At 64.7% G+C, this 23,138-nt stretch carries 11 protein-coding genes and 3 rRNA genes; 9 read left to right on the forward strand and 5 right to left on the reverse strand.

From position 1 onward, the window contains the following. The first annotated feature begins 158 nt into the window (after window positions 1–158). On the forward strand, window positions 159–914 hold the full coding sequence (locus E3T40_RS13125; RefSeq protein ID WP_134544056.1) for a nitroreductase family protein: 756 nt from the start codon (window positions 159–161) through the stop codon (window positions 912–914). Beyond that, window positions 895–2,409: an NAD(P)/FAD-dependent oxidoreductase gene (locus E3T40_RS13130; RefSeq protein WP_104170717.1), complete on the forward strand. Its 1,515-nt coding sequence runs from the start codon at window positions 895–897 to the stop codon at window positions 2,407–2,409. The genes E3T40_RS13125 and E3T40_RS13130 overlap by 20 nt, the downstream gene beginning before the upstream one ends. On the opposite strand, the gene E3T40_RS13135 is transcribed toward E3T40_RS13130, so the two are convergent. Together E3T40_RS13135 and E3T40_RS13140 are read right to left on the reverse strand one after the other, a co-directional pair. Next, window positions 2,387–3,433 (reverse strand): zinc-dependent alcohol dehydrogenase family protein, encoded by a 1,047-nt coding sequence (locus E3T40_RS13135; RefSeq protein WP_104194295.1) that lies wholly within the window; start codon window positions 3,431–3,433, stop codon window positions 2,387–2,389. The genes E3T40_RS13130 and E3T40_RS13135 overlap by 23 nt on opposite strands. A gap of 103 nt (window positions 3,434–3,536) precedes the next feature. Continuing rightward, window positions 3,537–5,726 carry an ATP-dependent Clp protease ATP-binding subunit gene (locus tag E3T40_RS13140; protein ID WP_134544058.1) on the reverse strand — a complete coding sequence of 730 codons (2,190 nt, stop codon included), beginning with the start codon at window positions 5,724–5,726 and terminating at the stop codon, window positions 3,537–3,539. A 240-nt stretch (window positions 5,727–5,966) separates the two neighbouring features. Between E3T40_RS13140 and E3T40_RS13145 the strand changes: the two genes are divergently transcribed. The 7 genes from E3T40_RS13145 (at window position 5,967) to E3T40_RS13175 (ending at window position 17,029) form a co-directional block, all read left to right on the forward strand. Next, window positions 5,967–7,397: an aminobutyraldehyde dehydrogenase gene (locus E3T40_RS13145; RefSeq protein ID WP_370287924.1), complete on the forward strand. Its 1,431-nt coding sequence runs from the start codon at window positions 5,967–5,969 to the stop codon at window positions 7,395–7,397. A 67-nt stretch (window positions 7,398–7,464) separates the two neighbouring features. Continuing rightward, on the forward strand, window positions 7,465–9,438 hold the full coding sequence (locus E3T40_RS13150; RefSeq protein ID WP_134544062.1) for a primary-amine oxidase: 1,974 nt from the start codon (window positions 7,465–7,467) through the stop codon (window positions 9,436–9,438). Between the two features lie 36 nt (window positions 9,439–9,474). After that, window positions 9,475–10,362 carry a universal stress protein gene (locus E3T40_RS13155; RefSeq protein WP_241981780.1) on the forward strand — a complete coding sequence of 296 codons (888 nt, stop codon included), beginning with the start codon at window positions 9,475–9,477 and terminating at the stop codon, window positions 10,360–10,362. A gap of 15 nt (window positions 10,363–10,377) precedes the next feature. Beyond that, window positions 10,378–11,931, forward strand: a complete 1,554-nt coding sequence (locus E3T40_RS13160) for an APC family permease (RefSeq protein WP_104170722.1) — start codon at window positions 10,378–10,380, stop codon at window positions 11,929–11,931. 63 nt (window positions 11,932–11,994) lie between these two features. Continuing rightward, a complete protein-coding gene (locus tag E3T40_RS13165) occupies window positions 11,995–15,300 on the forward strand; it encodes a DEAD/DEAH box helicase (protein ID WP_166786638.1) in 3,306 nt (1,101 codons plus the stop codon). Between the two features lie 136 nt (window positions 15,301–15,436). Next, complete coding sequence (locus tag E3T40_RS13170; protein WP_134544066.1) at window positions 15,437–16,321, forward strand: fructose-bisphosphatase class II family protein; 885 nt, start codon at window positions 15,437–15,439, stop codon at window positions 16,319–16,321. Between the two features lie 96 nt (window positions 16,322–16,417). Next, window positions 16,418–17,029, forward strand: a complete 612-nt coding sequence (locus E3T40_RS13175) for a histidine phosphatase family protein (RefSeq protein WP_134544068.1) — start codon at window positions 16,418–16,420, stop codon at window positions 17,027–17,029. Between the two features lie 481 nt (window positions 17,030–17,510). Here E3T40_RS13175 and rrf read toward each other — a convergent pair. The 3 genes from rrf to E3T40_RS13195 form a co-directional block, all read right to left on the reverse strand. Continuing rightward, a 5S ribosomal RNA gene (gene rrf, locus E3T40_RS13185) occupies window positions 17,511–17,627 on the reverse strand. 135 nt (window positions 17,628–17,762) lie between these two features. Then, window positions 17,763–20,908: ribosomal RNA gene (locus E3T40_RS13190) — 23S ribosomal RNA — on the reverse strand. 463 nt (window positions 20,909–21,371) lie between these two features. After that, window positions 21,372–22,893: ribosomal RNA gene (locus E3T40_RS13195) — 16S ribosomal RNA — on the reverse strand. Together the 16S, 23S and 5S rRNA genes form the textbook arrangement of a ribosomal RNA operon. Window positions 22,894–23,138: the final 245 nt, after the last annotated feature.

Raw genomic sequence — 23,138 nt, forward strand, 5'->3', positions numbered from 1 at the left:
GACGCCGCATTCCGACGCTTACCCGCTCGTGAGATGCTTCGGCGATGCGTATACCGCAGCGGCAGGTCGTAGCGGAATAGTGTGCCGCCGCCCGCGTTGGAGTGGATGGGTCAGCGTTGCCCCGCCATCCCAGCCAGACTCCGGCGAAAGATAGGCCTATGAACCTCATCACCAACACCCTCAGCCGCGCCGCCCACACGGCGTCGCCCCTCCTCCCCGTGCTCGCCGGGCGCTGGAGCCCCCGCGGCTTCTACCCGACGGCCCTCGTCGACGAAGCCACTCTGACCACCGTGCTCGAGGCCGCCCGTTGGGCTCCCTCGGCCAGCAATATGCAGCCGGCCCGCTTCATCGTCGCCCGCCGAGGCTCGGACAGCTTCGCGAAGATCCATGAGACGCTGATGGGCTTCAACAAGGCGTCGGCGGATGCCGCCTCCGTGCTGATCGTCAACGTCGCCACCCTGCCGATCGACGTGACCCGCGAGAACCCGTGGGCCCGCTACGACCTGGGTCAGGCCGTCGCCCATCTGACGATACAAGCTTGGCACGAGGGACTGCACACCCACCAGCTCGGCGGCTTCGACGGCACCGCCCTCGCCCTGGCCTTCGGGCTCGCCGAGGACCAGGCCACCGTCTCCATCACCGCCCTCGGCGTGCTCGGCGACGTCTCCCTGCTCTCCCCCGAGCTGCTCGAACGCGAGTCCGCCCCGCGCACCCGCAAGCCTCTCATCGAGCTTCTCCTGGTCAACGACTGGTCAACGACTAGTCAACAACCAGCAGCAAGAGCCCGCCCCGACACAGTAACTCCACAGCCCCGTCAGGTAAGAACAGAACTCGACTATTTTTCCCGGCAACGCGCCCGGCTGCTCCCAGCAGTGAACACCGGTGGAGACCACGATGACCGAACACACCCCTAATCACTTTGATGTCGTCGTCATCGGCGCGGGGCCGGCGGGAACGGCCGCGGCGCTCCGTGCCGCCGAACTGGGAGCCCGGGTCGCCGTGGCGGAGGCCGACCAGCTCGGCGGGACCTGCGTGAACACGGGGTGCGTGCCGACGAGGGTGCTCGCCAAAGCGGCGCGCTTGATGCGCGAGGTGCGCGCGGCAGATACCTACGGAATCGTAGTCAACGACCCCGGCATCGACTGGGCCACCATGGGAGACCGGGTGCAGTCGCGAGTGAACAAGGTGCGCTCGATCAAGAGCGAGGCCGAGAGGTTCGCGGCCGCCGGAGTCGAACTGGTTCTGGAAGGTCGGGCGCGATTCATCGACCCGCATTCCGTGGTCCTGGACACCGGCCGCATCCTCACCGCCGCCACGTTCCTGGTCTGCGTCGGCGGGCATTCTCGGCGACTCGCCGTGCCGGGGGCGCACTTGGCGACGGTCCCGGAAGACATTCTGAAGCTGCCGTCGCTGCCCCGACGGGTGGCCGTGATCGGCGCCGGAAACACCGGCGCCCAATTGGTCACGGTGTTCAGCTCCTTCGGCTCCGACGTGACCGTGCTCGATGTGGCACCGCGCATCCTGATGGCGTCGGATTCCGACATCTCCGCCACGGTCTCGGCGGCGTTCCGCGAGCAGGGCGTGGCCGTGCACACGGGCATTGAAGCGGTGACGGCGATCGAACAGGACGCCGACGGAACCCTCACCCTGTCCTGGCGCGAAAAAGGAACGGAACAGTCTTCCGCCTTCGACGCCGTCATTATGTCCACCGGTTGGCCGGCGGATGTCGACGACCTCGGGCTCGACCGGGCTGGCATCACTATCGAACGTTCCGCCATCCCGGTGGACCAGTACTTCCGGAGTGTCGTGCCCCATATTTTCGCGGTCGGCGACGCGAACGGCCGGGACATGCTCGTACAGGCGGCCCAATTCGAGGGCGAGGCCGCGGCCGAGAACGCGGTGCTGGGCGCCAATCGCAGAACGCCGCACCACCTGCTCCCGGCCGGCGGTTTCACCGACCCCGACTACGCGGGCGTGGGCTTCACCGAGGAGGAGGCCAGGGCTCGCGACCCGCACTGCGTCGTCGCGACAGTGCCCTACGCCGAACTCGACCGCGCTGTGATCGACGGCCGGGAACCCGGCTTCCTCAAGCTGATCGCCGACCGGCGGCGGGAGCTGATCCTCGGCGCCCATGCCACCGGGGAGAACGCGGTCGAAGTGATCCAATCCGTGACGACGGCGATGGCCGCCGGCGTCGACGTCGCCACTCTGGCCCGGGTGCGCTTCGCCTACCCCACCTACAGTGCCGTCATCGGCCTCACGGCCCGTCGACTACTGCTGGAAGCGCCGAAGCCGGCCGCAGTGATCCTGCCCGTCGCGGTGATCCTGCCAGTCGCGGTGATCGAGCCCGTCGAGATTCCCGTCCCGACACATGTGATCTCCGTGCCTACGGGAGCAGCATCACCTTGATGGCGCGGCGCTCGTCCATGGCGGCGTAGGCCTCGGCGACCTCGGCCAGCGGCAGCTGCAGGTCGAACACGCGGCCGGGGTTGATAGCACCCGAGAGCACTTCCGGCAGCAACTCTTCGACGTAGCCGCGCACGGATGCGACGCCGCCGTTCAGGCCCACGTTCCGCCCGAACAGCGGGCGAACCTCGATCGGTCCGCCGGTGGGCACGCCCACGTAGCCGACCATTCCGCCGGGACGGGCCGACGCGATGGCCTGCTCCATCGACTCCTTGGTGCCGACGCACTCGAGCACGCAGTCCGCGCCGATGCCGTCGAACAGCTCACGGATGCGGGCCACGCCGGCCTCGCCGCGCTCCTCGACGATCTCGGTCGCGCCGAACTCGCGGGCCACGAGCTGCCGTTCGGGGTGACGCGACATGGCCACGATCCGGGAGGCCCCGAGCCGCTTGGCCGCGATGATGGCGCAGAGGCCGACCGCGCCGTCGCCGACGACGACGACCGTGCTGCCCGCGGTCACACCGGCGGAGACCGCGGCGTGGTGGCCGGTGCCCATGACGTCGGCGAGGGTCAGGAGACCGGGAACCTGGGCGTCGGTGGGCAGGGTCGGCGTCGCAACGAGCGACCCGTCGGCGTGCGGCACACGCACTTTCTCGCCCTGGGCGCCGTCGGCGAAGCCGCCGAGCTGGTCGTCCGAGCCCCACCAGCCGCCGTTCAGGCAGGAGGTGCTGGTGCCGTTCTGGCAGTTGATGCAGGTGTTATCGCAGTCGTAGAACGGCGCGATGACGAAGTCGCCGACCTTGACCCGGCTGACGTCGGCGCCGATTTCCTCGACGATACCGACGAACTCGTGGCCGATTCGTTTCGGCTCCTCGGTGGGCTGGATGCCGCGGTAGGGCCAGAGATCTGAGCCGCAGACGCAGGCTGCGACGACGCGCACGATGGCGTCACCGCCGGTGGAGAGAATCGGATCGGATACTTTTTCGAGGCGGATGTCCCGTTCCCCGTAAATCACTGTTGCACGCATGCTTCGACCCTATGCCAGCCCCCTGACCGTCACCGGGGCAGGGGCCCGTTCCGTCGTATTCCCGCCGAATTCCGCTGGACGCGAAATCCGGCGACGGACAGAGCTACAGCAGCGCGTCGTCGTCGAGGTCGGCCGGGTCCACGACCAGCACCGGGGCGGATGCGACGCTGAGCGATTCCCCGTCCGGCGCCAGATCCACCCGCACCGTCTCGCCGTCCCGCACGGCGCCCGACAGGATCGCGGTCGCCAACCTGTCGTCGATCTCGGTCTGCATCAGCCGCCTCAGCGGGCGCGCACCGTAGATCGGGTCGTAGCCGCGTTCCGCCAGCCACGTGCGGGCATCCGGGGTCACGCCCAGCTCGAGCCGCCGCTCGATCAGCCGCTTCTCCAGCCGGTCGACGAGCAGCCCGACGATCTGGCCGAGCTCCGCCATCGACAGCGATTCGAACACGACGATGTCGTCGAGACGGTTGACGAACTCGGGCTTGAACGTCTTGCGCACGAGTGCCTGCACGGCCGCCTCCTTCTCGTCCCGGCTGAGCACCGGGTCGATCAGGAACGCCGACCCGAGGTTCGAGGTCAGCACCAGGATCGTGTTGCGGAAGTCCACGGTGCGGCCCTGGCCATCCGTGAGCCGGCCGTCGTCGAGCACCTGCAGCAAGACATCGAAGACCTCCGGATGAGCCTTCTCAACCTCGTCGAACAAAATCACCGAATACGGGCGGCGGCGCACGGCCTCGGTCAGCTGCCCGCCCTGCTCGTAGCCGATATAGCCGGGAGGTGCCCCGACCAGACGGGACACGGAAAACTTTTCCCCGTACTCGCTCATGTCGATGCGCACCATCGCCTTTTCGTCGTCGAAGAGGAACTCGGCGAGCGCCTTCGCCAGCTCCGTCTTGCCCACGCCGGTCGGCCCGAGGAAGAGGAACGAACCGGTCGGCCGGTCCGGGTCGGAGATGCCGGCCCGGCTGCGGCGCACGGCGTCGGCGACCGCGCGCACGGCCTGCTTCTGCCCGACCAGGCGGTGCCCGAGCTCACCCTCGAGGTTCAGCAGCTTCTCCGTCTCGCCCTGCAGCAGCCGCCCTACCGGAATGCCGGTCCACATCGCGACCACGGCGGCGATGTCCTCCGCGGTGACCTGGTCACCGACCATCCGCGGCCCATCCTGCTCGGTCTGCTCCGCTTCGGCGAGTTCCCGTTCGATCACCGGGATGTCGCCGTACAGCAGCCTGGAAGCCTTCTCCAGGTTGCCCTCGCGCTCGGCCACCTCGGCCTGGCTGCGGGTGCTCACCAAGCGCTTCCTCAGATCGCCGATCCGGTTGAGCGAGGAACGCTCCTTGTCCCAGCGGTCCTGCAGTTCAGCAAGGGCCACCGTGTATTCGGCAAGGTCAGCACGCAACTTCCCCAGGCGAGCCTTAGAGGCGTCGTCCTTCTCTTTTTTCAGCGCGAGCTCTTCCAACTCCAGCCTCTGCACCCTGCGACGCAGTTCGTCGATTTCCACGGGAGCGGAGTCGATCTCCATCCGCAGCCGGCTGGCCGCCTCGTCGATCAGGTCGATGGCCTTGTCCGGCAGCTGGCGGGCGGTGATGTACCGGTTGGAGAGGGAGGCCGCGGCCACCAGCGCCGAGTCCGCGATCGACACCTCATGATGGGCCTCGTAGCGCTCCTTGAGCCCGCGCAGGATGGCCACGGTGTCTTCCGCACTGGGCTCGTCGACCAGCACCGGTTGGAACCGGCGCTCGAGGGCGGCATCCTTCTCGATGAATTCGCGGTACTCGTTGAGCGTGGTCGCACCGATCAGGCGCAACTCGCCGCGGGCGAGCATGGGCTTGAGCATGTTGGAGGCCGCCACGGACCCTTCGCCGCCGCCGGCACCCATCAGGGTGTGCAGCTCGTCGACGAAGGTAATGATCTGCCCCTGCGCGTCGTTGATTTCCTTGAGCACGGCCTTGAGCCGCTCCTCGAACTCGCCGCGGTACTTGGCCCCCGCCACCAGGGCCGCCAGGTCGAGGGAGACCAGCTGCTTGCCCTTGAGGGAGTCGGCCACATCGCCGGCCACGATGCGCTGGGCCAGTCCCTCCACAACGGCGGTCTTGCCCACGCCGGGTTCACCGATCAGCACCGGGTTGTTCTTGGTGCGGCGGGTGAGCACCTGACTGACCCGCCGAATCTCCGCGTCCCGCCCGATCACCGGGTCAAGCTTGCCGGTCCGGGCGATCTCGGTGAGGTTGACGCCGTACTGCTCCAACGCCGTCTTCGCTTCTTCCTGGGGCGGTTGCTGACCTGCTTGCATCGGAAGATCCTCTCTCGGGCCGGCCGCTCGCGCCGCAGGTCGGCAAAAAGCTGAGCCTGTTGGACTCAAGTTTAGGGGACATCGAGAAAACGCGCCAGCGGTCCGGAGACAACTCGGCGGTGCTACGGCGGCGGCCCCATCACGACCCAGTTTTCGTCCGGGTATCCGAATTCCTCCGTCGGATGCCATACTTACCGAACAAAAGACCCGTTTCTACACTCAGCGCAGAGGATCAGACCCGTGGCCACCCTCACCCTTAAAAACTTCATCAACGGCCACTTTGTCACTCCCTCCGGCACCGAGCTGCTCGACATCGTCGATCCCACAACGGGACGCCGGGTTGCCCGGGCCCCGATCTCCACCGCGGCCGACGTCGACGACGCGATGACCGCCGCGAAGACCGCCTTCGGCACCTGGGGCCGCACCACTCCCGCCGAGCGGCAGCGCGCGCTGCTTCGCCTCGCCGACGCGATCGACGCCGAGAGCGACGCCATCGTGGAGGCCCAGCACCGCAACACGGGCCAGCCTCGCGCCACGATCGCCGTTGACGAGGTCGCGGCCGGCGCCGATCAGCTCCGCTTCTTCGCCGGTGCCGCCCGACTGCTCGAGGGCAAGTCCGCCGGTGAATATCTGCCCGGCATGACTTCCTGGGTACGCCGCGAACCGATCGGCGTGGTCGGGCAGGTCACCCCGTGGAACTTCCCCTTCCTGATGGCCATCTGGAAGATCGGCCCCGCGCTGGCGGCCGGCAACACCCTCGTGCTCAAGCCCAGCGACACCACCCCGGAGTCGACCCTCGAACTCGCCCGGATCAGCCAGGGCATCCTCCCCGACGGCGTGATGAACATCGTGCTCGGCAACGGCGGCACCGGGGCCGCGATCGTCGAGCATCCGGTACCCGGCCTGGTCTCGATCACTGGCAGCGTGCGGGCCGGTATGGCCGTCGCCGCCGGCGCCGCGAAGACGCTCAAGCGGGCACATCTCGAGCTCGGCGGCAAGGCGCCGGCCCTGGTCTTCGCCGGCGTCGACGTCAGCGTGACCGCCGCCGCCATCGCCGACTTCTCCTTCTATAACGCCGGGCAGGACTGCACGGCCATCACGCGAGTGCTCGTGCACGAGTCCATCCATGACGAGTTCGTCGACGCACTCGTCGCCGAGGCCCGCAGCCGCACTACCGGGTCGGCCGACGACGCCGACAACTACTTCGGGCCGCTCAACAACGTCAACCATTTCGGCGACGTCTTGCGCAAGGTCGCGGCCCTGCCCGACCACGCTGTCATTGCCACCGGCGGACACCAGGTCGGCACCGAGGGCTTCTTTTTCGAGCCCACAGTCGTCACGCAGGTGCGCCAAACGGATGCGATCGTGCAGGAGGAAACGTTCGGCCCGGTGATCACGGTGCAGCCCTTCACGTCGGAGGAGCACGCGGTCACGCTCGCGAACGATGTCAACTACGCGCTCGCCTCCAGCGTGTGGACCCTCGACCACGCCACGGCCATGCGGGTCTCCCGCGACCTCGACTTCGGCGCGGTGTGGATCAACACCCACCTCCTGCTGACCGCCGAGATGCCACACGGCGGTTTCAAGCAGTCCGGATACGGCAAAGACCTGTCGATGTACGGCGTCGAGGACTACACCCGGATCAAGCACGTGATGAGCGCGCTGGAATAAACACGGGTCTCGACAGGCTCGACCACCGCCAGGCTCGACCACCTCCAACGAGAACAGAGGCCCCTCGATGACTTTCCATCCGCTCGACCCGCTCTCCGCCGCTGAGTTCACCTCCGCCGTCGCCATCCTCGCCCGCGAGCGCGGCGTCGCCGACGGGTGGCGGTTCACTTCGATCGAGCTGGTCGAGCCGCCCCGGAGCGCCGTCGCCGAGTTCACAGCCACCAGCGCGGTTCCCGACCGACGCGCACGGCTGGTCGTGCTCCACCGCGCCGAGAACACCACCTGGGTGAGCGTCGTCTCGCTCACGACCGACGCCCTGCTCGAGTGGGAAACGGTGCCGGGGATGCAGGCGAACTTCACCGTCGACGAGTGGGAGGAAGCCGACGCCGCCCTTCGCGCCCACCCCGACGTGATCGCCGCTCTCGCCCGCCGGGGCATCACCGACCTCGACCTGGTCTTCATCGACACCTGGACCTACGGCGACGCGGTAATCCCCGACCGGTATCGCGGCCGCCGCCTGGGCTGGTCAGACGTCTGGGTCCGGGCGTCCACCGACGCCAACCCCTATGCGGGACCGGTCAGCGGCCTGCACTTCGTGCTCGACGTCAACACCATGGAACTGCTCGAGGTGGAGGACTCGTTCACGGTCGAACCGCCGGCGGGAATGGGCGAATACGTGCCGCACCTGGTGCCCCGGCGCATCCGGGATCGAAGCCCGCGCCCGCCGCTCACCCCGCTCGACATCGGGCAGCCCGACGGCCCGAGCTTCACGCTCGACGGCAACCTGGTCGAGTGGCAGAACTGGTCGCTCCGGGTGGGCTTCAACTACCGCGAGGGCATGACCCTGCACACCGTGGGCGACCGGGACGGCGGCCGGGTGCGGCCCATCGCCAACCGGTTGTCGTTCGCGGAGATGGTCGTGCCCTACCGCGACCCCAGCGTCGACCATTTCCGTCGCACCGCCTTCGACATCGGCGAGTGGGGCCTCGGCTTCATGACCACCTCGCTCGAGCTCGGCTGCGACTGCCTCGGCGAAATCCGCTACCTCGATGCCGTGCTGCACAACAGCAAGGGCGAGCCGTACAGCATCCCGAACGCGTTCTGCATCCACGAGGAAGACAACGCGGTGCTCTGGAAGCACGTCGACCACAACGGCAGTGCCGAGGTGCGACGGATGCGCCGGCTCGTCGTGTCCTTCCACGTCACGGTCGCGAACTACGAGTACCTCGTCTATTGGCGCTTCTACCAGGACGGCAACATGGAATGCGAGGTGCGCGCCACCGGGATCATGGTGGTGACGCACCTCGACGAGGGCCAGCCGCACCCCAACGGAACCCTGGTCGACACGCGCACCTACGCGCCGTTCCACCAGCACTTCATCGTGGCCCGGATGGACCTCGACGTCGACGGCCGCGAGAACACGGTGTTCCGCACCGAGACGCAGGCCGAGCCGATCAGCGCCGCAAACCCGCTCGGCCTCGCGATCACCCAGCTGAACACCCCGATCGAGACCGAGGGGTTCGACGACTACAACTGGGACACCCAACGGACCTGGAAGGTCGTGAACGAGAACTCGCTCAACGGCCTCGGCACCCCCGTGTCCTACAAGCTGGTGCCCGGCGGAGCCATCCCGTCCTTCTTCGACCAGGCGGCGCCTGCCCTCCAACGCGCCCAGGTGATCGGGCACACGGTCTGGGTCACCCCGAACGACGAGTCCGAACGCTGGCCCTGCGGCGAGTTCGTCAATCAGAGCGCGGTCGACCACGGCCTGCCCGAGTGGATCCAGGCTCGCCGGCCGGTGCGGAACGCCGATATCGTGCTCTGGTACGTCTTCGGTATCCACCACATCACCCGACCGGAAGAGTGGCCGATCATGCCGGTCGACACCGTGTCGTTCTGGCTCAAGCCGGTCGGCTTCTTCGACCGCAATCCGTCGCTCGACGTGGAACGCAGCCCGGCGCACTGTGCGCCGGGCGAGCACGCCGGGCATGACCATGAACATGACCAGCCCGCCCATAATCCACACCACTATGACCACTGAGTGCGACACCCGTCGCGAACCGAGGGAGAAACCAGCGTGACCCGAGTAGCCAACTACGTCATCGCATACGAAGCGACCGAACGGGGCAATGACACCGTCGAGCTGGGTGTCGCGCTGGCGCGCCTGACCCGCTCCGAGCTGCGTCTGTGCCTCGTGCTTCCGCATCATTCATCCACCGTCCCGGCCCGGGTCGGTGCTTCCACCTCCCCCGACTACCAGGCTCTGCTCGAGGAGCAGGCCCTCGAATGGCTGGAACAGGGCAAGGCCCTGGTTCCCGATGACGTGGTCGCCACCATGCATCTCCTCTACGCCGACTCCACCACGGAAGGGCTGCTCCAGGCCGCTCGCGCGTTCGACTCGGACCGCATCGTCGTCGGGGCCTCACGCCGCGGCCTGATGAACCGATTCACGATCGGCAGCGTGGCCAACGCGCTCCTGCACGCCTCGCCGGCGCCCGTCGCCCTCGCGCCCCGCGGCTACAAGGCTCCCGCACAGCTGACCCGGATCACCTGCGCCATCGGCACCCGGCCGGGCTGGAAGACGCTGCTCGACTCACTGGTGGCCTTCTCGGCGGACCTCACGGTCGACCTGCGTTTCGTCACGCTCGTGGAGGTCGACGCCGGTCGTCGGCACCCGGTCGACGAGAGCGAGAGCCAGGCCCACCTCGACGGCGTCCTGGAGTACTTCCAGAGTCGGTCGAAGGCGCGCGGCACCATCACCACCGAGGTCGCGTCCGGGCACACCGTCGAGGCCGCCGTCGAGGCCCTCGACTGGCAGCCGTCCGAAATCGCCTTCGTCGGCTCCAGCCGGCTGGCTCAGCCCACCACGATTTTCCTCGGCATCACCGCGCACCGCATGCTGCACGCGCTCCCCGTTCCCCTCATCGTGGTTCCCACCGGCACTGACGCCCGTAAGCCGCACTGACCCTAAGGACAGTCCATGACTAGCCAATCTCCCTCCTCGGGCTCCACGCCCGGCACCTCCACCCTCACCGGCGGCCTTTCCGAGAAGGGCCTCAGCGCTGGCTCCATCGGGCTTCTCGGCGCCACGGTCATCGGCATCTCGTGCATCGCGCCGGCGTACACCCTGACGGCCTCCCTCGGCCCGACGGTCGCGGCCGTCGGCACCCAGATGCCGGGCATCTTCCTGGTCGGGTTCATCCCCATGCTGCTGGTGGCGCTCGGCTACCGCGAGCTCAACAACGCCATGCCGGATGCCGGCACCTCCTTCACGTGGGCCACCCGCGCCTTCGGGCCGTGGCTCGGCTGGATGGGCGGCTGGGGTCTGATCGTCGCGACGGTGGTCGTGCTCTCCAACCTCGCCGGAGTCGCCGTCGACTTCTTCTATCTGATGCTCGCCCAGCTTCTCGGCAACCCGAGCCTCGCCGACCTGACGAACAATGTTGTGATCAACGTGCTCACCTGTCTGGTGTTCATGGTGGCGGCCTGTTATGTCTCGTACCGCGGCATGGAGACCACGAAGGCCGTGCAGTACGTGCTCGTGGCCTTCCAGCTGATCGTGCTGGTCTGGTTCAGCGTCGCCGCCCTGCTGCAGGTCGTAGAAGGCACCGCCTTCGATGCCCTTGCGTTCAGCGCCGACTGGTTCAACCCGTTCCTCGCCCCTTCGTTCTCGGCCTTCGCGGCCGGGGTCTCGCTCTCGATCTTCATCTTCTGGGGCTGGGACGTCACCCTGACCATGAACGAGGAGACCAAGAACCCGAAGACAACCCCCGGGCGTGCGGCGACGTTGACCGTGGGCATCATCTTCGCGCTCTACATCCTCGTGGCGGTCGCCGCCCTGATGTTCTCCGGCATCGGCGCCGGCGAATTCGGACTCGGCAATGAGGAGATCCAGGGCAACGTGTTCGCCGCCCTCGCCGGACCGGTGATGGGTCCCTTCGCCATTCTGATGTCGCTGGCCGTGTTGTCCAGCTCGGCCGCGTCGCTGCAGTCGACCTTCGTCGGGCCGGCACGCACCATGCTCTCGATGGGCCACTACAAAGCGTTCCCGAAGCGGTTCGCCTCAATCAGCCCGCGCTACAAGTCCCCGGCCTTCGCCACCGTAATGGCAGGAATCGTGGCCTGGGGCTTCTACGCGATCATGCGCGTGCTCAGCACCGATGTGCTCACCGACACGATCCTGACCCTGGGCATGATGATCTGCTTCTACTACGGGGTCACCGCGTTTGCCTGCGTCTGGTACTTCCGCGACTCGCTGAACGGGCCCCGGGCCATCCTGCTCAAACTCCTGGCGCCGCTGATCGGCGGGGTCATCCTGCTGGTCATCTTCGCAACCACTCTCTACGACAGCATGAACCCCGACTACGGCAGCGGATCGAACATCGGCGGGGTCGGGCTCGTGTTCATCCTCGCGATGGTGCTGTTCATCGGCGGCCTCGTGCTGATGCTGATCCAGCGCAGCGTCAACCCGGCCTTCTTCCAGGGAAAGACGTTGACGAAGGGGTCCTCGAAGGAACACGGGCACGTCGAGTAGCTCCCTGATGCGCCCGGCCGGGCCTGCACGGCCGGGCCGGGGCATGAAAGAATGGTTCCCGCCATGGCCCACACGTTCAGCTCCCACGACATCGCGCTCCTTGTGGGCAGCCAGGCGTTCTCACGCGGCGAACGCTACGCCCGCAACGGCCACGTTGATGCCGAGACCTGGTTCGGCTCGAACACCCAGCTCTTCGGCATGGTGCGCGGTTCTCACCCGACGCCCTATTCGGTGACCGTCTCGTTCACCCTTGATTCCGCCGGCGCCGCGGTGCGGGCATCCGGCGTCTGCACCTGCCCGATGAAGCGCAACTGCAAGCATGTCGCCGCGCTGCTGATCGCGAGCCAGGGCGGCGCCGTGGGCCGCAGCCTCGGCGGAGTGCCGGGTGCCCCCGCCACCGCCCTGGGCCGCGAGCCCGGGTCGGCCGTCGGCACCGCCGGGTTCTCCGCAAGGGCAGCATGGCGAAGTACGCTGGCTCCTCTGGCGCGACCGGATTCCGCGCCGTCCGCAGACACCCGCCTCGCCCTCCAGTTCCAACTTCTCGCTCCTGAGCACGGGCGTTTCGCCAGTCAGCCGGGGCTGCGCCGGCTGGCGGCGCGGCCCGTGATGATGGGCAAGCAGGGCAAGTGGATCCGGGGCAGCGTCACCTGGGAGAACCTGACCACCGACGGGGCGCTCGACCGCGGCCAGCTGCGGGTGCTCTCGGTGCTCTACGCGCTGCAGTTCGCGGCCCGCCCGTACTACGCCACCTCCACCCAGTGGATTCCGGTCGACGCTTTCCCCGACCGAGCGCTCTGGGACCTGCTCGACGACGCGGCGAACGCCGGGCTCCCCCTGGTCTCTGCCACGGCGCAGCAGGATCCCGTGCTCGTCTCGCCCGTTCCTGCGTGCCTCGAGCTGGACATCCGTCGTGTGTCCGAAGGCCTCACGCTACGCCCCGTCCTGCTGCTGGGCGACGAGCCGCAGGCGCGCGGCACGTTCGGGTTCATCGGCAACCCCGCCCACGGCGTCTACACCTGGGCGGGCCAGTCCGGCAGCGATTCCCCGCAGATCACCCTCGCCCCGCTGTCGGGCGAGATCAGCCGGGAGCTGCGGGCCATGGCGGCCTCCGACACCATCGCGGTGCCCGGCGCGGACGAGGCCGACTTCCTGGCCGAGTTCTACCCGTTCCTTCGACACCGGGTCACCGTGACCAGCCGGGACGAGTCGTTCGCCCTGCCCGAGACCCCGCAGCCCGTGCTGGCCCTGACCGTCACGCACCAGATGGATGCCCGCATCACCCTGCACTGGGTGTGGCACTACCCGGAATACCACCAGCCACTCCGCCCGGTGCCGGACGATGACAGGTTTCGCGACGGCACCCGGGAGGGACAGATCCTGCACGACGTGCAGGCGCTCCTCACCTCCGTGCCGGCCCTGGTAGGGCAGCAGAGCGGCCTGCCGGTACTGATCGAGCGCGCCACCCTGGCCGACACCGCCATGCTCGGCTTCCTCGACTCCGTGGTGCCGACCCTGGCGGCCGCAGACCATGTCACCGTGCTGGTCGCCGGCGATGCCCCCGACTACCGCCAGGCCGACGAGGCGCCGGTGATCACCGTGGGCACCACCGAACGCCCGGATGACCGGGACTGGTTCGACCTGCAGGTGGCCGTCAGCATCGACGGGGAGGAGATCCCGTTCGACAGCCTGTTCCGGGCCCTGGCGGTCGGTCAGCAGCTGATGATCCTGCCCAGCGGCACCTGGTTCAACCTCGACCGCCCCGAACTGCACACGCTCCGCCGGCTGATCGAGGAGGCCCGAGGGCTGCAGGACGCCGGCGCCGAGTCCCTGGGGATCAGCCCGTTCCAGGCCGACCTCTGGGAGGAGCTGCAGTCCCTCGGGGTCGTCGCCGGCCAGGCGGCCGCGTGGCGCGACACCGTGTCCGGGCTCACCGACGTCGCCCAGATTCCGGAACAGCCGCTGCCGGCCGGGGTCGACGCCACCCTGCGCGGCTATCAGCAGGCCGGTTTCGAGTGGGTGAGCTTTCTCTACGACCATCAACTGGGCGGCATCCTCGCCGACGACATGGGCCTCGGCAAGACCCTGCAGGCCATCGCCCTGATGGAACGCGTGCGGGAGCAGCCGGGGCAGAGCGCGCCGTTCCTGGTCGTGGCACCCACCAGCGTGGTCTCCAACTGGGCGGCCGAGTGCGCCCGATTCGCGCCCGGCCTGCGAGTGGCCGCGATCACCGAGACCGCCGGCAAGCGCAGCAGCACCCTGGCCTCGCTGCACGCCGGCGCGGACGTCGTCGTCACCTCGTACACGCTATTCCGGCTGGACTTCGGCGACTACGAGGCCCTGGCCTGGTCCGGGCTACTGCTCGACGAAGCCCAGTTCGTCAAGAACCGCAAGTCCCGCGCCCACCAGTGCGCCCGCCGCCTGGCCACCCCGTTCAAGCTCGCGATCACGGGCACGCCGCTGGAGAACAACCTGATGGAGTTCTGGTCGCTGCTCTCAATCACGGCACCGGGACTGTTCCCCAGCCCCGGCCGCTTCGGCGACTACTACCAGAAACCGATCGAGAAGGATGCCGACGGCGACCGGCTCGACCAGCTGCGCCGCCGCATCCGCCCGTTCATGCTGCGCCGCACGAAGGAGCAGGTGGCCGGCGACCTGCCCACCAAGCAGGAGCAGGTGCTTGAGCTCACGCTGCACCCGAAGCACCGCGCGGTCTACGACACCCACCTGCAGCGGGAACGGCAGAAGGTGCTCGGCCTGATCGACGACATGAACTCCAACCGTTTCGAGATCTTCCGCTCGCTCACCATGCTGCGCCAACTCAGCCTCGATGCCAGCCTCTACGACACGAAGTACGACGACATCCCGTCGACCAAGCTCGACGTGCTCCTCGAACTGCTGGAGGACGTCGTCGCCGGCGGGCATCGCACCCTCATTTTCAGCCAGTTCACAAAGTACCTGGGCAAGGCACGCGCACGCCTCGACGCCGCGGGCATCAGCTATTCCTACCTCGACGGCAAGACCCGCAACCGGGCGCAGGTGATCGAGAGCTTCAAGACCGGCGACAATTCGGTCTTCCTGATCAGCCTCAAGGCCGGCGGGTTCGGCCTGAACCTGACCGAGGCCGACTACGCCATCCTGCTCGACCCGTGGTGGAACCCGGCCACCGAGGCGCAGGCCGTGGACCGCATGCACCGGATCGGCCAGACGAAGAACGTCTTCGTCTACCGCCTGGTCTCCCGGGACACGATCGAGGAAAAGGTGATGGCCCTCAAGGCCACGAAGGCCCGTCTCTTCGAGAGCGTGATGACGGATGGCGCCGCGCGCGGGACCGCCCTGACGGCCGCCGACATCCGTGAGCTGCTCGCTTAGCCCACGCACCGGTACCCGTCCGCTGGGTCGCCCGCGCTGTCGCCAGCGCTGTCGCCCGCACGAGTGCCCGCCCCGGGCACGCGAGTAGGCTTTCAGCTGCCGGTCACGAGACCGCCGTCCCAGCAAGAGGTAGCCCATGCCGCAGCACCGCCCGTTCGCTCCCCTGGCCGAATCCACCGTGATCGGAGCCGAGGGCTGGCCGGCCGGGCTGGTCGCCGCCGTGCGCGCGTCGACCGAGGCGGCGGCACGCGCCACACTGCCCTGGGTGGGTCGCGGCGACAAGATCGCCGCCGACCAGGCGGCCGTCACCGCCATGCGTGCCGTTCTCCTGGCCGCGCCTTTTCGCGGAACCGTCGTGATCGGCGAGGGCGAGAAGGACCAGGCCCCCATGCTTGCCAACGGGGAGCAGCTCGGCACGGGGAACGGACCGGACTGCGACATCGCAGTCGACCCGCTCGACGGCACGACCCTCGTCGCCCGGAACCTGCCCGGGGCGGTGTGCGTGATCGCCATCTCCCCCCGAGGCACGATGTTCGATCCCGCCGGTGTCTTCTACATGGAGAAGCTCATCTCAGGCCCAGCCGGTCACGGCGTGCTGGACCTGCACGTCTCCGCCACCCGCAACCTCCGTGCGTTCTCGCTCGCCAGCGGCATCCCCGAGACCGCGCTCACCGTCGCTGTGCTCGACAAACCGCGCCACGTCGAACTCATCCGCGAACTCGAGTGCGCCGGAGCACGCGTGCTCCGCACGGCCGAGGGTGACGTCTCCACGGCCATCGCCGCCGCATCGACGGATGCCGCGGTCGACCTCTCGATGGGAATCGGCGGTACCCCGGAAGGCGTCATCGCGGCCTGCGCCGTGCGCGCCCTCGGCGGCGTGATGCTCGGGCGGATGGCCCCGCAGAGTGAGCCCGAAGAGCGCGGCGCCCGGGCCGCGGGCCTCGACCTCGCCCGCATCTACAACGCAGCAGACCTGGTGGCGAGCAAGCACGTGCTTTTCGCGTCGTCCCCGGTCACCTAAGCCACCGCGCTCTGTTCCAAAAGTCGATCCGCCCGATGTTCGACCCGGTCGAGACCCGATTCATCTCCCGACCTCAGCCCGAGGCAGAATAGAACGGTGAGTTCCACAACTACCTTCGCCCTGATCCGCCACGGCCAGACCGACTGGAATGCCGCTCTGCGTATCCAGGGCCACTCCGACATCCCGCTCAATGACACCGGGCGTGGCCAGGCAGCGGATGCCGTCGGCCACCTGGCCGCACAGGAGTGGGACTTCATCGTCTCCTCACCGCTCAGCCGCGCAGCCGAGACGGCCGATCTCATCGCCCGAGGCCTCGGCCTGACCGTCACCGGTCGCATCCCTGGGATCGTCGAGCGCAACTACGGTTCCGCCGAGGGACTGAGCGCAGGCCCCGAGCTGGACGCGCTCCGCGTCCCCGGCGGCCCCACCGGAATCGGCGGCTTCCACGGCGCCGAAACCGAGGCCAGTGTCGCCGACCGCGGAGTCGAGGCCCTGCAGCTGCTCGCCCGCAACCACCCGGGTGCCCGCATCATCGTCGTCAGCCACGGAACGCTGATCCGACTGACGCTGATGCAGGCGCTCGAGAAGCCCGTCGACACGATCAGGAACGCCTCCCTCAACGTGGTCGTCCATGACCAGGCCGGCTGGACCCTCGACATCCTCAACGGCGAGCCCGTCTCCGCCGGCAACCTCCTCCCCATCAACTAGCAGCCGCCGGTCCCGCACCCCGCATGACTGTTCCCGGAACGGGCCTACTCACCCTCGCTTAACGACGGCAGGCCCCCTCGCGGGGTGGCCCTCTGTCGTTGGTGCAGGTGTGCGCCCTCGCACCAGGGCCCGCGTGTGTGTGGCTAACTCAGGACATCCGTTGCCCGCAGTAGACGGCCGCCGCGGGTTAGTGCGGCATAGGTGCGGATGCCCGGCACGGCCCGGCTGGATCTCCTGAGTTGGCCACGACCGCTCCCAGATGTGCGCCGCGGGGTGGGGGGTGGTGCGCGCTTGGTTTGTGTGGGTTCGGCTGGTGTACCGCCGGGTCGTGTGCGGCGGTGAACGGATGGGGCGGGGCTGTTGCTGTCGGAGGGCCACCGGGGCGGGGCGGTGGTGGTGGTGGTGGTGCTGGTGCTGGTGGTGCTGGTTAACGCACAATGGCCACCCGTTAGGGTGGCCATTGTGTGTGTTGCTACGTTGAGTCCGGCGGTGTCCTACTCTCCCACAGGGTCCCCCCTGCAGTACCATCGGCGCTGAGAGTCTTAGCTTCCGGGTTCGGAATGTGACCGGGCGTTTCCCTCTCGCTATAGCCGCCGAAACATCTTTCGATGAATCGAACCTATATTTTTTAGTTATAGAGCCCCTCGGTGTTTATGAGGCACCGTGGGGCGTTGTTCTCGACCGTACATCGAGAACCACATAGTGGACGCTTGCAGCTTATTCAAACTGGTGTGTTATCAAATTATTGGCTTATTAGTACCGGTCAGCTCCGAGGGTCTTTAGTCCCCTCTTCCACATCCGGCCTATCAACGCAGTAGTCTAGCTGCGAGCCTCTCCCCCGAAGGGATGGAAATCTCATCTCGAAGCCGGCTTCCCGCTTAGATGCTTTCAGCGGTTATCCGTTCCGAACGTAGCTAATCAGCGGTGCTCCTGGCGGAACAACTGACACACCAGAGGTTCGTCCATCCCGGTCCTCTCGTACTAGGGATAGATCTTCTCAAATTTCCTGCGCGCGCAGCGGATAGGGACCGAACTGTCTCACGACGTTCTAAACCCAGCTCGCGTACCGCTTTAATGGGCGAACAGCCCAACCCTTGGGACCTACTCCAGCCCCAGGATGCGACGAGCCGACATCGAGGTGCCAAACCATGCCGTCGATATGGACTCTTGGGCAAGATCAGCCTGTTATCCCCGAGGTACCTTTTATCCGTTGAGCGACAGCGCTTCCACAAGCCACTGCCGGATCACTAGTCCCGACTTTCGTCCCTGCTCGACTTGTCAGTCTCACAGTCAAGCTCCCTTGTGCACTTACACTCGACACCTGATTGCCAACCAGGTTGAGGGAACCTTTGGGCGCCTCCGTTACTTTTTAGGAGGCAACCGCCCCAGTTAAACTACCCACCAGGCACTGTCCCTGAACCGGATCACGGTTCGAAGTTAGATATCCAATATGACCAGAGTGGTATTTCAACGTTGACTCCACCTGAACTAGCGTCCAAGCTTCACAGTCTCCCACCTATCCTACACAAGCCACACCGAACACCAATACCAAGCTGTAGTAAAGGTCACGGGGTCTTTCCGTCCTGCTGCGCGTAACGAGCATCTTTACTCGTAATGCAATTTCGCCGAGTTCGCGGTTGAGACAGCTGGGAAGTCGTTACGCCATTCGTGCAGGTCGGAACTTACCCGACAAGGAATTTCGCTACCTTAGGATGGTTATAGTTACCACCGCCGTTTACTGGGGCTTAAATTCTCAGCTTCGCCTTGCGGCTAACCGTTCCTCTTAACCTTCCAGCACCGGGCAGGCGTCAGTCCGTATACATCGTCTTGCGACTTGGCACGGACCTGTGTTTTTAGTAAACAGTCGCTTCCCACTGGTCTCTGCGGCCTTCGAACGCTCCAGGAGTAAATCCCTTCACGCCTCAGGCCCCCCTTCTCCCGAAGTTACGGGGGCATTTTGCCGAGTTCCTTAACCACGATTCTCTCGATCTCCTTAGTATTCTCTACCTGATCACCTGAGTCGGTTTGGGGTACGGGTGACTAAAACCTCGCGTCGATGCTTTTCTTGGCAGCATAGGATCACTGATTTCGTCCGTGAGGACTACCCATCGGGTCTCAACCTTCATGAGAGACGGATTTGCCTATCTCTCGGCCTACATCCTTAGACCGGGACAACCATCGCCCGGCTCAGCTACCTTCCTGCGTCACACCTGTTAATACGCTAACCGCACCAGCATAGGGTCGCACGCTAGGCCCCACGCTTCACCCCGAAGGGATCCATCTAGAGGATTCAGATGCTTAGCATTACTGGATTAGTTTGGGCGGTTTTTCGCCAGTACGGGAATATAAACCCGTTGTCCATCGACTACGCCTGTCGGCCTCGCCTTAGGTCCCGACTTACCCAGGGCGGATTAGCCTGGCCCTGGAAACCTTGATCTTTCGGAGGACGGGTTTCTCACCCGTCTTTCGCTACTCATGCCTGCATTCTCACTCGTGTAGCCTCCACGGCTGGTTTACACCGCCGCTTCGCTGGCCACACGACGCTCTCCTACCCATCAACACGGCTGAACCAACACCACAAGGGTGCGGCTTACCAAAAATATCAATGCCACAACTTCGGTGGCGTGCTTGAGCCCCGTTACATTGTCGGCGCGGAATCACTTGACCAGTGAGCTATTACGCACTCTTTCAAGGGTGGCTGCTTCTAAGCCAACCTCCTGGTTGTCTGTGCAACTCCACATCCTTTCCCACTTAGCACGCGCTTTGGGACCTTAGTTGGTGGTCTGGGTTGTTTCCCTCTCGACGATGAAGCTTATCCCCCACCGTCTCACTGCTGCGCTCTCACTTACCGGCATTCGGAGTTTGGCTGACGTCAGTAAGCTTTTAGGCCCCATCGGCCATCCAGTAGCTCTACCTCCGGCAAGAAACACGCAACGCTGCACCTAAATGCATTTCGGAGAGAACCAGCTATCACGAAGTTTGATTGGCCTTTCACCCCTATCCACAGCTCATCCCCTCCATTTTCAACTGAAGTGGGTTCGGTCCTCCACGACGTCTTACCGTCGCTTCAACCTGGCCATGGATAGATCACTTCGCTTCGGGTCTAGGACATGCGACTGAATCGCCCTATTCAGACTCGCTTTCGCTACGCATTCCCCTCTCGGGTTAAGCTCGCCACATATCACTAACTCGCAGGCTCATTCTTCAAAAGGCACGCTGTCACCAGAAATCCGCACCACGAATGGCACAGCCTGGCTCCAACGGTTTGTAAGCAAACGGTTTCAGGTACTATTTCACTCCCCTCCCGGGGTACTTTTCACCTTTCCCTCACGGTACTTGTTCACTATCGGTCATGTAGGAGTATTTAGGCTTATCAGGTGGTCCTGACGGATTCACACGGGATTTCTCGGGCCCCGTGCTACTTGGGATACTCTTCGGGCGATAACTGCATTTCGACTACGGGGTTCGCACCCTCTATGACCAGGCTTTCAATCCTGTTCGTCTATACAACGCTCTAACCCTCACTGTTCGGCAGAAGCAGCAGAAAAGTCCCGCAACCCCGACCATGCAACGCCTGCCGGCTATCACACATGATCGGTTTAGCCTCATCCGGTTTCGCTCGCCACTACTAACGGAATCACTATTGTTTTCTCTTCCTGTGGGTACTGAGATGTTTCACTTCCCCACGTTCCCTCTACCCGCCCTATATATTCAGGCGGGAGTCACCAGGTCACCCAAAGGGCCTGGCGGGGTTTCCCCATTCGGAAATCCTCGGATCACAGTTCGTTTATCAACTCCCCGAGGCTTATCGCAGATTACTACGTCCTTCTTCGGCTCTACATGCCAAGGCATTCACCGTTTGCTCTTAGAAATTTGATCATCACATGAGTTTGAATCGATTAAGTGCCGCGAATAAATTCGCGACCGAAATTGACCAATGATCACACACTCAAAAAGTGTGTTGATCTTTGTAATTCGCAGTCCGAAGACTGTCAAATATAAGATGCTCGCGTCCACTGTGTAGTTCTCAAAGTACGGGCGGTACCCTCACCTGCCACCGATTGATGGAGACAGGAAAAGGTCCAGAGGAACAGTCCAACCCAAGCCGAAGCCCCAGTCGTTCCGGTCCCTCAGGACCCAACAGCGTGCATATGCGCGTCATCCACAACCAAACCGCTCCAACGAGGCGTTGCAAGCAACACCAGGCGTACTGGATTCAAAAGTGAACTCTGCGCATCAATGTCAATGTTCCACCCATGAGCGCCACCGGGAAACATGTGCTCCCGAAATGGCTTGGCAGTGTTACTCCGCTGTAGACAGACGGCACTGCTGTGCTCCTTAGAAAGGAGGTGATCCAGCCGCACCTTCCGGTACGGCTACCTTGTTACGACTTAGTCCTAATCACCGATCCCACCTTCGACAGCTCCTCCCCTTGCGGGTTAGGCCACTGGCTTCGGGTGTTACCGACTTTCATGACTTGACGGGCGGTGTGTACAAGGCCCGGGAACGTATTCACCGCAGCGTTGCTGATCTGCGATTACTAGCGACTCCGACTTCATGAGGTCGAGTTGCAGACCTCAATCCGAACTGAGACCGGCTTTTTGGGATTCGCTCCACCTTGCGGTATTGCAGCCCTTTGTACCGGCCATTGTAGCATGCGTGAAGCCCAAGACATAAGGGGCATGATGATTTGACGTCATCCCCACCTTCCTCCGAGTTGACCCCGGCAGTATCCCATGAGTTCCCACCATTACGTGCTGGCAACATAGGACGAGGGTTGCGCTCGTTGCGGGACTTAACCCAACATCTCACGACACGAGCTGACGACAACCATGCACCACCTGTATAGAGACCTTGCGGGGCGACTGTTTCCAACCGTTTCCTCTATATGTCAAGCCTTGGTAAGGTTCTTCGCGTTGCATCGAATTAATCCGCATGCTCCGCCGCTTGTGCGGGCCCCCGTCAATTCCTTTGAGTTTTAGCCTTGCGGCCGTACTCCCCAGGCGGGGAACTTAATGCGTTAGCTGCGACACGGAGACCGTGGAATGGTCCCCACATCTAGTTCCCAACGTTTACGGCATGGACTACCAGGGTATCTAATCCTGTTCGCTCCCCATGCTTTCGCTCCTCAGCGTCAGTTACGGCCCAGAGATCTGCCTTCGCCATTGGTGTTCCTCCTGATATCTGCGCATTCCACCGCTACACCAGGAATTCCAATCTCCCCTACCGCACTCTAGTCTGCCCGTACCCACTGCAGGCCCGAGGTTGAGCCTCGGGTTTTCACAGCAGACGCGACAAACCGCCTACGAGCTCTTTACGCCCAATAATTCCGGACAACGCTTGCACCCTACGTATTACCGCGGCTGCTGGCACGTAGTTAGCCGGTGCTTTTTCTGCAGGTACCGTCACTTTAACGCTTCTTCCCTACTAAAAGAGGTTTACAACCCGAAGGCCGTCGTCCCTCACGCGGCGTTGCTGCATCAGGCTTTCGCCCATTGTGCAATATTCCCCACTGCTGCCTCCCGTAGGAGTCTGGGCCGTGTCTCAGTCCCAGTGTGGCCGGTCACCCTCTCAGGCCGGCTACCCGTCGTCGCCTTGGTGAGCCATTACCTCACCAACTAGCTGATAGGCCGCGAGCTCATCCTTGACCAAAATTCTTTCCACCCCAGAAGATGCCTTCCAAGGTCGTATCCGGTATTAGACGTCGTTTCCAACGCTTATCCCAGAGTCAAGGGCAGATTGCTCACGTGTTACTCACCCGTTCGCCACTGATCAAAAGAGCAAGCTCCTCATCACCGTTCGACTTGCATGTGTTAAGCACGCCGCCAGCGTTCGTCCTGAGCCAGGATCAAACTCTCCGTAAATGTTTGACTGCACGGCCACCGAAGTGACCGGCACATCTAGTGCAGAAAGCCACCGGAATAGGCGAACAATCTGCAAGTTTGAAACTGACAGAACAAATCATTACTGACTTGCTTTGTTGTTTAAATGTTTTCCAAAGGAATCTCTTCCGCGGTACCCCCTAGAAAGGAGCCCTACGGCCGAGGTTTTTGGCATTTGACATTGTGCACGCTGTTGAGTTCTCAAGGATCGGACGCACTCGACTTCA

The organism is Cryobacterium sp. TMT1-19 (assembly GCF_004403055.1).
GTDB lineage: Bacteria > Actinomycetota > Actinomycetes > Actinomycetales > Microbacteriaceae > Cryobacterium > Cryobacterium sandaracinum.

Excerpts from the sequence above, each read along its gene's own strand:
- E3T40_RS13125 (WP_134544056.1), top strand. The coding sequence starts at position 159 with ATGAACCTCATCACCAACACCCTCAGCCGCGCCGCCCACACGGCGTCG.
- E3T40_RS13130 (WP_104170717.1), top strand. The coding sequence starts at position 895 with ATGACCGAACACACCCCTAATCACTTTGATGTCGTCGTCATCGGCGCG.
- E3T40_RS13135 (WP_104194295.1), bottom strand. The coding sequence starts at position 3,433 with ATGCGTGCAACAGTGATTTACGGGGAACGGGACATCCGCCTCGAAAAA.
- E3T40_RS13140 (WP_134544058.1), bottom strand. The coding sequence starts at position 5,726 with ATGCAAGCAGGTCAGCAACCGCCCCAGGAAGAAGCGAAGACGGCGTTG.
- E3T40_RS13150 (WP_134544062.1), top strand. The coding sequence starts at position 7,465 with ATGACTTTCCATCCGCTCGACCCGCTCTCCGCCGCTGAGTTCACCTCC.
- E3T40_RS13160 (WP_104170722.1), top strand. The coding sequence starts at position 10,378 with ATGACTAGCCAATCTCCCTCCTCGGGCTCCACGCCCGGCACCTCCACC.
- E3T40_RS13165 (WP_166786638.1), top strand. The coding sequence starts at position 11,995 with ATGGCCCACACGTTCAGCTCCCACGACATCGCGCTCCTTGTGGGCAGC.
- E3T40_RS13170 (WP_134544066.1), top strand. The coding sequence starts at position 15,437 with ATGCCGCAGCACCGCCCGTTCGCTCCCCTGGCCGAATCCACCGTGATC.